The 15,061-nt window shown below is 66.0% G+C and carries 12 protein-coding genes; 1 reads left to right on the forward strand and 11 read right to left on the reverse strand.

The features are described 5' to 3' along the window. Positions 1-14: 14 nt before the first annotated feature. The 11 genes from AC19YX_RS00355 to AC19YX_RS00405 all read right to left on the reverse strand — a co-directional run bounded on the left by AC19YX_RS00355 (position 15) and on the right by AC19YX_RS00405 (position 13,333). Complete coding sequence (locus AC19YX_RS00355; RefSeq protein WP_500605378.1) at positions 15-1,142, reverse strand: acyl-CoA dehydrogenase; 1,128 nt, start codon at positions 1,140-1,142, stop codon at positions 15-17. A 9-nt stretch (positions 1,143-1,151) separates the two neighbouring features. Continuing rightward, positions 1,152-2,345 carry an acetyl-CoA C-acyltransferase gene (locus AC19YX_RS00360; protein WP_201130959.1) on the reverse strand — a complete coding sequence of 398 codons (1,194 nt, stop codon included), beginning with the start codon at positions 2,343-2,345 and terminating at the stop codon, positions 1,152-1,154. A 15-nt stretch (positions 2,346-2,360) separates the two neighbouring features. Continuing rightward, complete coding sequence (locus tag AC19YX_RS00365) at positions 2,361-3,122, reverse strand: SDR family NAD(P)-dependent oxidoreductase (RefSeq protein ID WP_201130958.1); 762 nt, start codon at positions 3,120-3,122, stop codon at positions 2,361-2,363. A gap of 16 nt (positions 3,123-3,138) precedes the next feature. Next, entirely contained in the window at positions 3,139-4,803 is a 1,665-nt protein-coding gene (locus tag AC19YX_RS00370) for an AMP-binding protein (RefSeq protein ID WP_500605379.1), read from the reverse strand. Between the two features lie 153 nt (positions 4,804-4,956). Further along, on the reverse strand, positions 4,957-6,759 hold the full coding sequence (locus tag AC19YX_RS00375) for a dipeptide ABC transporter ATP-binding protein (protein WP_201208191.1): 1,803 nt from the start codon (positions 6,757-6,759) through the stop codon (positions 4,957-4,959). Next, entirely contained in the window at positions 6,756-7,601 is an 846-nt protein-coding gene (locus AC19YX_RS00380; RefSeq protein WP_201130957.1) for an ABC transporter permease, read from the reverse strand. The genes AC19YX_RS00375 and AC19YX_RS00380 overlap by 4 nt, the downstream gene beginning before the upstream one ends. Positions 7,602-7,611: 10 nt before the next feature. After that, positions 7,612-8,688 (reverse strand): ABC transporter permease, encoded by a 1,077-nt coding sequence (locus tag AC19YX_RS00385; protein ID WP_500605380.1) that lies wholly within the window; start codon positions 8,686-8,688, stop codon positions 7,612-7,614. Then, the gene (locus tag AC19YX_RS00390) at positions 8,681-10,255 is read right to left on the reverse strand and encodes an ABC transporter substrate-binding protein (RefSeq protein ID WP_500605381.1); all 1,575 of its coding nucleotides are present in this window, start codon (positions 10,253-10,255) and stop codon (positions 8,681-8,683) included. The genes AC19YX_RS00385 and AC19YX_RS00390 overlap by 8 nt, the downstream gene beginning before the upstream one ends. An 11-nt stretch (positions 10,256-10,266) precedes the next feature. Then, entirely contained in the window at positions 10,267-11,466 is a 1,200-nt protein-coding gene (locus AC19YX_RS00395) for an LLM class flavin-dependent oxidoreductase (RefSeq protein ID WP_500605382.1), read from the reverse strand. 36 nt (positions 11,467-11,502) lie between these two features. Beyond that, entirely contained in the window at positions 11,503-12,234 is a 732-nt protein-coding gene (locus AC19YX_RS00400; RefSeq protein ID WP_078473394.1) for a class II aldolase/adducin family protein, read from the reverse strand. Between the two features lie 43 nt (positions 12,235-12,277). After that, positions 12,278-13,333, reverse strand: a complete 1,056-nt coding sequence (locus AC19YX_RS00405; RefSeq protein ID WP_421546812.1) for an ABC transporter substrate-binding protein — start codon at positions 13,331-13,333, stop codon at positions 12,278-12,280. A gap of 419 nt (positions 13,334-13,752) precedes the next feature. Between AC19YX_RS00405 and AC19YX_RS00410 the strand changes: the two genes are divergently transcribed. After that, complete coding sequence (locus AC19YX_RS00410; RefSeq protein ID WP_421546813.1) at positions 13,753-15,015, forward strand: acyl-CoA dehydrogenase family protein; 1,263 nt, start codon at positions 13,753-13,755, stop codon at positions 15,013-15,015. The last annotated feature ends 46 nt before the right edge of the window (positions 15,016-15,061 follow it).

Consider the following 15,061-nt stretch of genomic DNA (forward strand, 5'->3'; position numbering starts at 1 on the left):
GAAGCAGCTCCTTCTCAAAGATTGCGCGAAATGACCATGCGCTGAATATCACTGGTGCCTTCGTAGATCTGGCAAACCCGCACGTCGCGGTAGATGCGCTCCAGCGGAAAGTCGCTCAGGTAACCGTAACCGCCCAGGGTTTGCAATGCCGAGGAGCAGACTTTCTCGGCCATTTCAGACGCGAACAGCTTGGCCATCGAAGCCTCGACTAGGGCCGGCTTGCCGCTGTCGCGCAGGGCGGCGGCGTAATGCACCATCTGCCGCGCGACGGCGATCTGGGTGGCCATGTCCGCCAGGCGGAAAGCCACCGCCTGGTGCTCGATGATCGGCTTGCCGAAGCTGTCCCGTTCCCGGGCGTAATCCCGGGCCGCCTCGAAGGCGGCGCGGGCCATGCCCACCGATTGCGAGGCAATGCCCACGCGCCCGCCTTCGAGGTTGGCCAGGGCGATGCGATAACCCTCGCCCTCCTCGCCCAGGCGGTTGGCCACCGGCACCTGCACGTCTTCAAATAGAATCTGGCAGGTGTCGGAGGCATGCTGGCCGAGTTTGTCCTCGACCCGCGCCACCTTATAGCCCGGCGAGTTGGTGGGCACGATAAAGGCACTGATCCCGCGCTTGCCCGCCGTCGGATCGGTGACCGCGAACACAATCACCACCCCGGCGTTCTGCCCGGACGTGATGAACTGCTTGCAGCCGTTGAGCACGTAGTGATCGCCCTCCAGCCGGGCCCGGGTTTTCAGGCTGCTGGCATCGGAGCCGGCCTGGGGTTCGGTAAGGGCGAAGGCGCCGAGCATGGCCCCGCTGGCCAGGGGCTTGAGAAAACGCTCCTTCTGCTCATCGTTGCCAAACTTGAGGATCGGCACGCAACCCACCGAGTTGTGCACGCTCATGATGGTCGAGCAGGCACCGTCGCCGGCGGCGATTTCTTCCAGGGCCATGGCATAGGCCAGGTAGCCGGTGTCGCAACCGCCCCACTGCTCGGGCACCAGCATGCCGAAAAAGCCCAGCTCGGCCATCTCGCCGATGGCCTCCTTGGGGAAACGGTGTTCGCGATCCCACTCGGCGGCGAACGGTTTCAGCCGTTCCTGGGCAAATTGCCGGGCCGCTTCGCTGATCTGCAGTTGTTCGTCATTGGGCAACATGGCACTTCCTCAATACAGGCATTCAACGGCCATGGCCGTGGCTTCACCGCCGCCGATGCAGATGGCCGCCACCCCGTGCTTCAGGTTTTTCTGGCGCAGGGCCGACAGCAGGGTCACCAGGATCCGCGCGCCCGAGGCACCGATCGGGTGGCCCAGGGCACAGGCGCCGCCGTGCACGTTGACCTTGTCATGGGGGATTTCCAGCTTGCTCATGGTGACCAGGCTGACCACGGCAAAGGCTTCGTTGATTTCAAACAGGTCGACCTGATCCAGGGACCAGCCGGTTTTCTGCATCAATTTCTTGATCGCCCCCACCGGGGCTACCGGGAACAGCCCCGGGGTGTCGGCAAATGCCGCGTGGCCGTGAATCACCGCCAACGGCTTGAGCCCGAGTTTCTGCGCCTGGGAGCGACGCATCAGCAGCAGGGCCGCCGCGCCGTCGGAGATCGAACTGGAGTTGGCGGCGGTAACCGTGCCCCCGTCGCGGAACGCCGGTTTCAGCGAGGCGATCTTGTCCAGCTTGGCCTTGGGCGGCTGTTCGTCGTTGCTGATCAGCACCTGCTCTTTGCCGACGGTGACGTTCAGCGGCACGATCTCGGCCTTGAAGCTGCCATCCTGGATCGCCTGTTGCGCGCGGGTGGTGGAGGCAATGGCGAACGCGTCCTGGGCTTCACGGCTGAAGCCGTGCTCCTGGGCGCAGTCCTCGGCAAAGGTGCCCATCAGCCGGCCCTTGTCGTAGGCGTCTTCCAGGCCATCGAGGAACATATGGTCGATGACCCGGCCATGGCCCATGCGGTAGCCGCTGCGGGCGCGGTCCAGCAGGTACGGCGCGTTGGACATGCTTTCCATGCCCCCGGCCACCACCACCTCGGCGCTGCCGGCCACGAGCATGTCGTGGGCCAGGATCGCGGCCTCCATGCCCGAACCGCACATTTTGTTCAGGGTGGTGCAGCGCGTGGCTTTATCCAGCCCCGCGCCCAGGGCAGCCTGGCGCGCCGGAGCCTGGCCGAGGCCGGCCGGCAGCACGCAGCCGAACAGCACTTCGTCGACCGCGTCGCTGGCCACGCCGGCGCGTTCCACGGCTGCACGGATGGCCGCGGCGCCCAGTTGCGGCGCTGTCAGGCCCTTGAGTTCACCTTGAAAGCCGCCCATGGGGGTGCGGACGGCGCTGACGATAACAATGGGATCCTGGGAGGTATTCATGGGGCAATCTCCTGCTTATTTGGCGGCCATGCGCAAGGCACCGTCGAGACGGATCACCTCGCCGTTGAGCATGCTGTTTTCAATGATATGCCGGGCCAGCGCCGCGTATTCCGCGGGTTTGCCCAGGCGTGGCGGGAATGGCACGCCCGCCGCCAGGCCGGCGCGCACTTCATCGCTCATGCCGGCCATCATCGGGGTTTCAAAAATACCCGGGGCGATGGTCATCACCCGGATGCCAAAGCGCGCCAGCTCGCGGGCGGCAGGCAGGGTCAGGCTGGCGATCGCGCCCTTGGACGCCGCGTAGGCCGCCTGGCCGATCTGGCCGTCGAAGGCGGCGGCCGAGGCGGTGTTGATGATCACCCCGCGCTCGCCATCGGCATTGGCTTCGCTTTCTGCGATGGCGGCAGCGGCCAGGCGCAGCAGGTTGAAGCTGCCGATCAGGTTGACGTTGATCACTTGGCTAAAGCTGGCCAGGGCGTGGGGCCCGTGTTTGCCGAGGATCTTCTCGCCGCGCACGATGCCGGCGCAGTTGATCAGGCCGTGCAGCGCGCCAAAGGCTTTGACGGTCGCCTGCACCGCCGCTTCGGCAGCGGCTTCCTGGCTGATGTCGGCCACCACGCTGTGGCAGCCGAGCTTCTGCGCCTGGGCCGCCACGGCCTCGGCATTGAGGTCCACCAGCATCACCTTGGCACCCGCGGCCACCAGCATCTCGGCGCTGGCGGCGCCAAGGCCGGAAGCACCGCCACTGACGAGAAAAACCTTGTTTTCGATCTGCATCATTATTTCCTTGGGTTCAAGCTTGAGCGTTGTGCGCCGCGGCCTCTTGAGCCTTGGCGATCTCCTGGTTGCGCAAGATAAAGCGCTGCAATTTGCCGCTTGGGGTTTTCGGCAACTCGCTGACAAATTCGATTTCACGGGGGTACGAGTGCGCGGCCAGGCGCTTGCGCACATGCTGGCGCAGTTCTTCGGCCAGCTCCGGCGCTGCCCGGTACTGATTGCTGAGCACGACAAAGGCCTTGACCAGTTCGGTACGCTCCGGGTCCGGCTTGCCCACCACCGCGGCTTCGACCACCGCCGGGTGCTCGATCAGCGCGCTTTCGACGTCGAACGGGCCGACCCGATAACCGGAAGTGGTGATCACGTCATCACTGCGCCCGACAAAGCTGATGCTGCCGTCCGGGTTGAGCTCGACGGTGTCGCCGCTCAAGTAATAATTGCCGACAAAAGCCTTGGTCGGCGCGCCCTGGTAGCCGGCGAACCAGCACATCGGCGACTGCGTGCGGTCGACGGCGAGAATCCCCGGCTGGCCGACGCCCAGTTCCTGGTAATCGTCGTCCAGCACCACGATCCGGTGCCCCGGCGAAGCGAAGCCGGCAGCGCCGACATGCACCGGGTGGTCCAGGCCGTGGTGGTTGCACAGCACCATACCCAGCTCGGTCTGGCCGTAATGGTCGTGGATCACCACCCCCAGGTTGTCCGCAAACCAGCGGATCACTTCCGGGTTCAGCGGCTCGCCGGCGCTGCTGACAATGCGCAGCTGGCCCTTGATCGAACGGGCAAAGTCGTCGCCGCCGGCAATCAGCAGGCGGTAAGCCGTGGGTGAACCGGTGAGGTTGCTGATGCCGTACTTGTTAATCACCCGGCAAGTGCTTTCGAGGGTGAACGGGCCATCGTAGAAGGTGATCGGGTGGCCCAGGCCCAGGGGCCCGGTGACGCCGAAATAGATGCCATAGGCCCAGCCCGGGTCGGCGACGTTCCAGAAAGCGTCCTCGGGGCGCAGGTCCACCGCGTCACGGGTGTAGTTCTGGAACGCGACGATGGCCTTGAGCGGCACTTCCAGGGCTTTCGACGGACCGGTGGTGCCCGAGGTGAACATCAGCAGGAACGGGTCCTCGCCGGTCATCATGACGGGCTCATGCCGGGCCGGGTAATTGGCCAGTTCGGCCCAGAAACTGAAATCGCCGCGCACGATGCCCTGGCCCTTGGCCCCGCCAACGGTGGCGATGGTCGGGCAGCCCGCCACTTCCCCAAGCTTGGGCCGATTGACCGCATCGGTCACCACCAGGGCGGCGCCGGAGCTGCTCAGGCGATGCTCGATGGCCTTGGGGCCAAAGGCGGTAAACAGCGGTTGATAGACCGCGCCGATACGCCAGGTGGCGAGCACGGTAATCAGCAGCTCGACGTTGCGTGGCAACAGGCCGGCGACCTTGTCGCCCTTGCCCACCCCCTGGGCCACGAGAAAGTTGGCGAAACGCGCGGCCTTGTCTTGCAGTTCGCTGAAGGTGTAGGTCGCGCTGCTGCCGTCGCGGCCTTCCCAGAACAGGGCGATGCGGCCCGGCAAGGCATGCCGGTCACAACATTCGACACAGGCATTGAGTGCCGACAGGTTGCCCGCCAGGGCAGCGTCGACGGTGTGCTGGTAGTTGAACTGTGTTGTGGCAGACAAGTAATCGCGCATCGCCAGAATCCCTCGCTGTTCTTATTAGGATGGGAACACCATAAAAGCGAGGAAATACTGGCGCTGCAGGCCTGCTGCGGCAATGGTCAAAGCCATCAAGTTGTGTGACTGGTTTGGCCAAGGCGCCGACCCTGGCGGCGCCCGGGGCACGGCTCAGGCCAGGGTCGGCGAATTCTCCAGCAGGGTCTGGGTGTAGGCCGCCTGGGGCCGGTCGAGCACCTCGTCCACCCGCCCCTGCTCCACCACCCGCCCGAGTTTGAGCACCAGCACCCGGTCGGCGATCGCCCGCACCACCCCCAGGTCGTGGGTGACAAACAGCAGGGTCAGGCCCTGGGCCTGCAATTGGCGCAACAGGGCCAGGATCGAGGCCTGCACCGAGACGTCCAGGGCCGAGGTGATTTCATCGCAGATCAGTAATTTCGGCTCGCAGATCAGGGCTCGGGCGATGGCCACCCGTTGCCGCTCGCCACCGGACAGGCTGTGGGGATACAGGTCGGCCACCGAAGCCGGCAACGACACACGCTTGAGCACCGCCTCGACCCGCTCCCGGGCCGCTGCGCCCTTGATGCCGAAGAAGTGCTGCAAGGGCGCGCTCAGGGTCTGGTACACGCTTTGCCGCGGGTTCAACGCGCGGTACGGGTTCTGGAAGATGTACTGGATCTGGTGCCGCAACCCGGCAGCCCGCTGGCGCGCCGCCAGTTTCAGCGGCTGCCCGGCGTACCGCAGCTCGCCCTCGGCGTTTTCCCCAAGCCCGGCCACCGCCCGCGCCAGGCTGGTCTTGCCCGAACCGGACTCGCCCACCAGCGCCAGGCATTCCCCGGGCAGCAGGCGCAGCGAGACGTCGAACAGCACCTGGCGGTCGTAGGCCAGGTTCAGGCCGTTGATTTCCAGCAGCGCCGGGCGCGGCGCACTGTCTTCAATCGCTAGCAGCGGCAGCTGGGGTGTCAGTTGCAGGCCCTGCACATAGGGCTCGACACAGGCCACCTGCTGCTGCGCCACCAGCTCGCGCAGGGGCGGCTCGGCTTCGCTGCACTCGGCACGCCGCCGCGAGCAGCGGGGAGCGAAGGCGCAACCGGCGGGTCGCTGCCCAGGCGCCGGGGCGTGCCCGGGAATCGCCAGCAGCTCGCGGCGCTGGGCAACATCCGGGATCGCCGCCAGCAACCCCCGGGTGTAAGGGTGCGCGGGCCGGGTAAACAGCGCCTCGCGGCTGGCAATTTCCACCAGGCGACCGGCGTACATCACCATCACCCGGTCCACCAGGTCCTTGATCACCGCCAGGTCGTGGGACACGTACACCGCCGCCACCCCCAGGCTTTTGCACAGCCGACGCAGGGTGGCGAGGATATGGGCCTGGGTGGTGACGTCCAGGGCCGTGGTCGGTTCGTCCAGCACAATCAGCCGTGGCCGCAGGACAAACGCCAGGGCCAGCATCACCCGCTGCTGCTGGCCGCCGGACAGTTGATGGGGAAAGCGCCGCAGAAACTCCGGGTCATCCGGCAAGCCGACATCGCGAAGGGTCTCGACGATCCGCTGTTGCTGGGCCGCGCGGTCCAGGCGCACCTGGTGCACGGCCAGGGTTTCGCGCAGCAGGCCGCCGATGCGCAGCGCCGGATTGAGCGCAGTGGCCGGGTCCTGGGCGACGTAGCCGATCAGGCTGCCCCGGGCCTGGCGCAGGGCCTCGCCCTGCAGTTCCAGCAGCGCCTGCCCCGCCACTTCAACCCGCCCGCTGACAATCCGTGCGCCGCGCCGGGCATGGGCCAGCAAGGCGGTCGCCAGGGTGGTCTTGCCCGACCCCGACTCCCCTACCAGCCCGACAATCTCCCCGGCGTCGAGGCTGAAGGACACCCCCGACAGCACGTCCACCTGGTCCCGCAGTTCGACCCGTAATTGAGTGACTTGCAACACTCGGGTGCTGACAGGGCTGCGCGGCGTCTCGATCCCGGCGATGGCGTTCATGGTTGTTTGTCTCCGATCCGTGAGCTGCTGCGACCGATGCCTTCGGCGAGGATATTGGTGCCATAGGCGAAGATCCCGATCAGTACCGCCGGGGCCAGCACTGCCCAGGGCTGGACCAGCAGCCCGGCCTGGTTTTCATTGATCATCAAACCCCAGTCGGCGGTGGGCGGAGCCACGCCGTAGCCGAGGAAGCTCAAGCCCGAGAGCATGCCCACGCCCCAGGTCAGCATGTTGCCGAAATGCACCAGCAGCGGCGTGAGGATGTTGGGCAGAATCTCGCGCAGCAGAATCCGCCGCCGCGAATACCCCATCATCTGCGCCGCCTCGACAAACTCCTGGCCGGCCACCGCCACCGCACTGCCCCGGGCCAGGCGGATCACCCCGGGGGTGAAGGCGATGGCCACGGTGAGCACAATCAGCCAGGGCGCGCGGCCCAGCATCGAGACAATCAACAGCACCAGGATCAGGTCCGGAAACGCCAGGGACACATCCGCCAGCCAGGTGATCAACTGGTCCAGGCGTCGCCGTGAAAAGCCGGCCAGCAGGCCCAGGGCGCTGCCCACCAGCAAGGCGATGGCCGCCGCGGCCAGCGACATCCACAACACCGACAGGCCACCGCTGAGCAGCCGCGACAGCACGTCATGCCCCAGAAAGTCATAGCCCAGAGGCGCCGCGACCGACGGCGCGCCGTACACCTGGCCAAGCATGTCAGTCGGCGCATGGGGCGCCAGCCAGGGGCCGAACAAGGCCAGGGCCACCAGCAACAGGGTGATCAGCGCGCCCTTGCGGGTTTGCGGTTCGGCCAGCCAGCGCTGCCAGCGGGCCCTTGATACGTCAGTCATGCGTCACCTCTCAAGGCGCTTTGGAGGGCGAACGCCGCCACCAGGGCTGAATGCCCCGGCGGTTGCGGCGAATCATGGTCACCCGGCGCGCAGTGCGCAGTTTCGGGGTCAGCAATACGGTCAACAGGTCGGCCAGCAGGTTGATCAGCACCACACCGAGGGTGATCAGCAGCACGATGGCCTGGATCATCGGCAGGTCGCGCATCTGGATCGCCGAGTTGAGGGAGGTGCCGATCCCCGGGTAGCTGAAGATCACCTCGGCCAGCAACGCGCCGCCGATCAGCGTGCGCAGGGTCAGGGCCACACCCTGGATGGCCGGGATCAGGGCATTGGGCAAGGTATGGCGCCAGACGATGCGCCGCTCGGGAATGCCCCGCAGCCGTGCGGCAACCACGTAGTCCGACTCCAGGACTTCGATCATCGAGGCGCGCACCATGCGCGTCAGGTACGGCAGCGCGGACAGGCCGAGGGCCAGCACCGGTAACACCAGGAACTGCAATTGGCGCAGCAGGGATTTGTCCGGGTCGAGGATCGACACCGCCGGCAGCAGGTCCATGTGCGGCATGGAAAACAGCAGCACCAGGCCGATGGCCAGGAGAAAGCCCGGGGTGGCCTTGAGAAAGATCAGCAGCGACAGGCTCCAGCGATCGACCCGGCTGTCCCGGCGCAAGGCCAGGGACACCCCCACCAGCAACGCCAGCGGCACCACCAGGGCGATGACCCCGGCGAGCAGGGCCAGGGTGTAGCCGAAACGCCCGAACAGGATGTCGGCCACCGGCGCATTGGAGTCCAGGGACACCCCCAGCTCGCCACTCAGGGCCGAGCCCAGCCAGCGCAGGTACTGCTCGAGGATGGGCCGGTCCAGGCCCAGTTGGCGTTGCAGGGTAAGGATGCTTTCCAGGGGCGCATCAGGACCGAGGATCACCCGCGCCGGGTCCGAGGGCAGCGCCTGGGTGGCGATAAACACCACCAGGCTGATGACCCAGGCGGTAAGCAGGCCATAGCCCAGGCGCCCGATAAACCAGGCCAGCCAGGCCGGGGTGCGTGGGGTCTTGCAGGAAGCGTTGGCAACAGTCGGCTCAGGCATGGTTCAACCACAACTCGTCGAAACGCCAGGAGGCGAAGGTGGTCTGTTCCGGCTGCAAGCCGCCGACTCGGGTCGAGGCCGCATCCAGCACATCATTGAAGCCCCAGATCAGCAGGCCGCCGCGCTGGTGCTGGATACCTTGCGCCTCATGCACCAACTGCTTGCGCAGCGCAAGGTCGGGCTGGGCCAGGGCCTGCTGGTAGAGCGCGGTAAAGCGCGGGTCGTGGAAGTTGCTGCGGTTGTAGATCGCCTGGGGGGCATCGTTGTGCAGCGCCGAAGCGAGAAAACCCCGGGCCGGCGTAGCGCCGGGCGACAACTGCCAGTTTTCCCGCTGCGGGCCGTTGAACACAGAGCCGTCGACCTGGGTCACCTTGATCTCGACCCCGGCCTTTTTCGCCTGCTGGGCGAACACCAGCGCGGCATTGACCCCTGGCCCCGGGGTGGTGGTCAGCTCGACCCGCAACCCGTCCTGCCCGGCCTGGCGCAGCAAGGAGCGCGCCTGGTCCAGGTCATGGGGGCGCTGGGCGATGGCATGGTTGTAGGTCGGGTCGTGGGGCGAATACAGGTCGTTGGCGATCCGCCCGAAGCCGTTGAGGCCGCGGTCCACCAGTTCCTGGCGGTCGGCCAGCAGGCGGAATGCCTGGCGTACCCGCTCATCCTGAAACGGCACCTTGGCCAGGTTCAGGTTGAAGCCGGTGAATGAAGTACTGGGTGACACGTAGAGCTTGAGCCGGGTATCGGCCTTGAGCAGCGCGCTGTGCTCGGCCTGCACTCCGCTGGCCACGTCGATCTGCCCGGCGCGCAGGGCGGCGGCGCGGGACACCTGGTCCTTGAATTCGATGATCTCCAGTTCATCGGCATAGGGCTGGCCGGGTTTGTAGTAATTCTCGAAGCGGCTGTAGAGCGAGCGCTGGCCCGGGATAAAACTCTTGAGCTTGTACGGCCCGGCGCCCACCGGGTTGGTCACCGGGTCATAGTCGGTGGGCACGATGCCGCCGAAGCTGATCAGGGTTTCATCCAGGGGGAAGAAGCTCTGGCCCTGCTTGAAGCGGATTTCGATCGTGCGCGCATCCAGCTTGCGCAGGGCCGTGCGGTCGATGGCCCCCACCAGCCCGGCAAAGGGTGAGGCAAGTTTCGGGTCGGTCAGGCGCAGAATCGAAAACAGCATGTCATCGGCGCCAATGCTCTTGCCGTGGTGGAACTCCAGCCCAGGCTTGATGCGAATGGTCCAGGCGCTGGCATCGGCATTGGGTTCGGCGAACTCGGCCAGGGCCAGGCGCGTGCTGACGTCGCGGTTCCATTCCCAGAACTTGCTGTACAGCGCCCAGCCGCGAATGATTCCGCCGCCCACCGGCTTGTGCGCGTCGAGGTTACCGGACTGGTCGCCATCGATAATGCCGATGCGCAAGCGCCCACCCTGGACCGGTGTGCTGCTGAGCAGCGCCGCGCTGTCGGCGGGTGCTGTGCCGCCGTCACAACCGCTGAGCAGACTGCTGCCCAGCAGCAGCCCGCCACCGACGGCCAGGCTGTTGCCGAGAAAGATCCGCCGCGAAAATGCCTCACTCATGGCCCTCCCCCCTATACCGCTTCGACGGCGCTGGGCTGGGCCTTGGCCACCGGGGTGACGCCCAGTCGCGGCACCTCGAAGCCATGGTCCAGGTCCAGCAGCGGGAACAGCAGGTCCGCCACCCGGTGCGCTTCATCGATCAACGGGAAGCCCGAAAGAATAAAGGCCGACGTGCCCTGGGCCTCGTATTCGCGAATACGTTCAGCCACCTGCTGCGCACTGCCCACCAGGTAAGTGCCGGCGGCCGGGCCGAGAATATTGAAGCCGAACAGGCTCGGGCCGAGCCAGACATTGGGGTAGATCTCCAGGTCCCGGGCCTTGGGCAGGCGCCCGGCGCGGATGGTATCGACATTGCGCTGGGTCTGCGGGTCATCGCTGTGGAAGCTGTCCAGGGTTGCACCGGGCGGCAGTTGGCGCTCGATGGCGTTGCGCGCGGTTTGCAGCGAGGTGCGTTGCAGCAGTTTCTCGGCGTGGGCCCAGGCTTCTTCCTCAGTCTCGCGGACGATGATTTGCAGACGGGTGCCGAAGGTCAGCTCACGGCCGATCTTGGCCGCTTCAGCGGCCACTTTGCGGAACTTGTCGCCGAGCTTGGGCGGGGTGTTGGCGAAGCTCAGGTAGACGTCAAGCAACTGCACCGAATGCGCCACCCCGGGGCCGGAGGTGCCGGCACCCCACAGCGGGATGCCCGGCTTCTGCCGCGGCGGATGCCAGCCGCCCAGGGGATGGCTGGCGGCGCCTGGCGAGCGCGCGGCAAGTTTGACGTAACGGCCGTCGTAGCCTGCGGTTTCACCGGCGTAGATGCTCTGGAAAGCGCGCCAGTATTCGAGGCTGAAGTCGTAGCGCTCGTCATGGGGGTAATGCACGCCCAGGGTCGCCAGGCCCGCGTCATTGCCATTGACCACGTTGAACAGCAGGCGGCCGTTGGAAAACTGGTCAAAGGTCAGGGCCCACTTGGCCAACACCGCCGGCGACAGCTCGCCCGGGTGTTGCGCCACGAGAAAGCGCAGGCGCTGGGTGGCGTCGATCAGGGCCGCCGACACCGCCAGGCTTTCATTGGGGCTGGAGCCGAGCAACGAGCCGTAGTAGCCCAGCCGGTCACTGGCCACCGCCAGTTGCTTGAGGTGTTCGAAGTCGGTCCTCCAGCGGCCTTCGGGCTCCCATGGATAGGGGCCATCGGGGGTGGTGAGGTACCAGAGAATCTTTACCGCCATGGTCATGCTTCCTTGAAAGTGAGTGGACGACCGCGATCAGTTTCGGCGATCGATGGCCGGCACCAGGCCCAGTTCGGTGGCGCGCTCGAACAGGCCGCTCATTTTCCATTGCTGGGTCAGCACCCCGGGACCGTAAGGGCGCGAGCCGCCAAGGGCATCGGCCAGCAGTTGCAGTTGCGCACCCTCCTCCAGCAACAGGATGAATTCGGCAGTGGCGCGCAGGCCCTGCTTGCCCCACACGGTGGAGCCGCCGTTGGCCTCGAGAATCGCCAGGTTGAAGGGGTTCTCGGCGATCTTGTCGAGGATGAAGTCCACCTCTGGCTGACGACGATCGATGTACACCGGCAGTTCCCGGGCCAGCTGGTAGCGCTGCACCGGCACGTAGTTGAACGGCAGGGTGCGGTGGGTCTGGGCCCAGGCACCGAGGTACGGCGAGTGCACGTGGGACACGGTGGTCACGTCCGGGTGGGTCTGGAACAGCTTGGTGTAGCGCCCGAGGCCGCCCTTGCCCTTGCCGAAAATCACCTTGCCGGCAAAGTCGGTGACCGTGGCCTGCAGCGGCTTGCGGTAGTTCCACGGCCCGCCGTAGTTGACCGAGACCAGCAACTCCTGGCCCGGCACCCGCTCGATAAAGCCGACGGTGCCGTTGGCGGTGATGGTGTTGGTTTCGCGGAACACGGTGAAGGCTTCTTCGGCGTCGATCAGCACCTGATCGATAAAGCTCTGCAGTTCTTGGCTGATGGGTTGTTCATGGATAAGTACGGTCATGGCAGTTCTCCGACAGGAATTGAGGTAAAGGCTGGGTTCAGGGTCAGGCGCGGCGTTTGGCCAGCAGTTCATGGGCCGCTTGCAGCGGGCGCGGGTCGACCCAGTCGGCGATGGCGAAATCGCGTTCGAGGAAGCCGTGCAGGTACAGGAAGTCTTTTTGCACCCCGAGAAACTCCAGGCGCTGGGGCGACAGGTCCGGGGCCAGGGTGGTGTGGAAGGCGCCGCGATAGGCTTCGGCCACTCCGGCACTGCCGGCGCGGGTTTCTTCTTCGAGAATCGCGTTCAGCGCCTCACGGTTGTTGGCGGCCCAGTCGGCGGCATTCAGGGTCTGCGCGAGAAAGCGCACCACCAGCTCGAAATGGTTGTCCAGCAGGCTCTGGTGCACGGTGATCGGCCGTGGCGTGCCGTTGTTGATGCGGTAGCGCGGGTCGGCGATCAGGTCCAGATCAATGCCCACCACCAGCCCCAGGCGCCGCGCGGCGTCAGCGGCCGACGCGCCCTTGACGTACACCGCGTCGACTTCACCGCGCACCAGGTAGTCCAGGCCTGACCACAGGCGCTGCAAACCTTCCTGGGGGTTGGCGGCCTGCTCCTGGTTCTGCAATGCCACTTCCACCAGCTCGACGTCGTCGAAACTCAGGCCGGCCAGGCTCAAGGCACCTTTGTAACCGTGCAGGCTCATGGCCCGGGCGATGCTGCCCGGACGACTGTCGCCCCACGCCGGCAGGGCCAGGCGCTTGCCCTTCAAGTCCTGGGCGCTGCGGATCCCGGAGTCGGGGCGCACGAGGATGGTCTGCCACTCCTCGATCCAGGTCAGGCCGATCAGCCGGCTCGGTGAACCGGCGGCACGCGCGGCCAGGGCCGGGACATTGCCGCCTTCGCGAAACAGCCCGGGCAACTGGTGATCGTAGTGGTGATGGCCCAGCTGGCGGGCCTCCTGCAGGGTTGAGACCGGCAGGCCGTCGGCGGCGAATTCTTCGCTGAGCCAGCCCAGTTTGTAGGCGATCCCGGAGGCGGTCGGCACCGGGCAACGGGTGAACCAGATCTGTTCCAGGGCGGCCTGGGCAACGGGTTCGGCGAGTGTGGCGGCAAGCGTCATGGCGAGCTCCTGTGGCGGGTCAAGGCAGTCGTGGTGACTGCTGGCCAAGGTGGATGGCTTGCCTGGGCTATTGCAGCGCCCGTGCCAAGAGCGCAAAGCCCCGTTTTACAAGGCCTGGCGCCCTCCCCCTGACAATTCCCTGCGGCCGATTGCTGGCCTGCCAGCAGCTTTGCACGCCGACTGCTGCTGCCGGAGCAGCAGCCTGCCGGGCACTGCTGCTCCAGCAGCAATCGAGGCCTGACAGACGCCCTGCACCCAGGGTAAAGGCCCCGCCGGCTGTGGCTTGCAGGGGTTTTTCGGGGTTTTAAAAACGCCCTGGCGCAGAACTTGCTCAAGGCTGTTTCACCCAGCCGCCCTGGGTAGGCGCAGGCATCAAGCGCCTGCAGGGCGGCATCAGATCCCTTAACAGAGGTAATGCAATGAGCACCGTCGAACCCAACCCCGCCACGCAACCGTTGCAAGAACAGGCCCCCGTGCGCCTCCTGCACAGCGAGGCCGAGGCCATTGCCGTAGCCCGGGAGATAGCCAGGGAAATTGCCGAGATTGCCGCCGACAGCCAGGCCAACGGCCAGTTGCCACGGCGCCAGGCACAGTTGTTATCGGAAAGTGGCCTGACCGCCATCGGCGTGCCCAAGGCCTTTGGCGGCCTGGGCGCCTCGGTGCAGACCATTGTTGAAACCGTGCGCCTGATTTCCGTGGCCGACGGCGGTGTCGGCCAGTTGCTGCAGATCCATAACGTGATGCTGCGCGGGATCTTCAATGGCTACCCGGATGAGGTCCGAGACCGCCTGATCAGCGATGTGTTGGCCGGCAAGCGCTTCGGCAACGCCCTCGCGGAAATCGGCGGCAAGAACAAGTTTGCGCTCAAGACCCGGGTCGAGCGCCGGGCGGACGGCAAGCTGATTCTCAATGGCAGCAAGTTCTACTCCACCGGTTCGTACCTGGCCGAGTGGATCTCCCTCACCGCGGCCAGCGAAGACGGCGGCGCCGGGGTGCTGCTCAACCGCAATACCCCGGGCCTGACCCTGGTCGACGACTGGGACGCCTTCGGCCAGAAAAACTCGGTCAGCGGCACCGTGATTTTCGACAACATCGAGCTGGACGAGCGCTTCGTTTCCCAGCGCAAGGGGCCGATGAAACGCACGGGCCTGACCTTCCCGCAGATCCTGCACGCAGCCATCGATACCGGGATCGCCGCCGGCGCCCTGGGTGCAGCGGTGGAGTACCTGAAGCACCACGCCCGGCCCTGGGTCGAGAGCGGTGTGGATTTCGCCAATGAAGAGCCGCACATCATCAAGCAGATCGGTGAATACGCCGTGGCGCTGCGTGGCGCCGAATCCTTGCTGCGCGATGCGGCGCGGGTTTTCGACCAGCATGAGCTGGACCCGGAAAACAAAGAGCTGCAAGACGAGCTGATTCTCTCGGTGGCCACCGCCCGCGCCCATTCCGACAGCGCCTCGCTGAAGATCTCCAGCGACATCTTCTCGCTGCTGGGGGCCAGTTCCTCACTGAGCAAATGGAACCTCGACCGCTTCTGGCGCAACGCCCGGGTCCACACCACCCACGACCCGATCCGCTGGCGCCTGCACCACGTGGGCAACTACTACCTCAACGGCGTCGACCCTGGCGAATACACCGCAATCCTCAATGCCAAGGAAAAACAGGGCGCCACCCGCAGCTGACCTGCCGACGCTGTGTGGCGCGGGATCCGGCCCGCGTCACGCCTGG

It is taken from the genome of Pseudomonas sp. MF09150 (assembly GCF_059862355.1).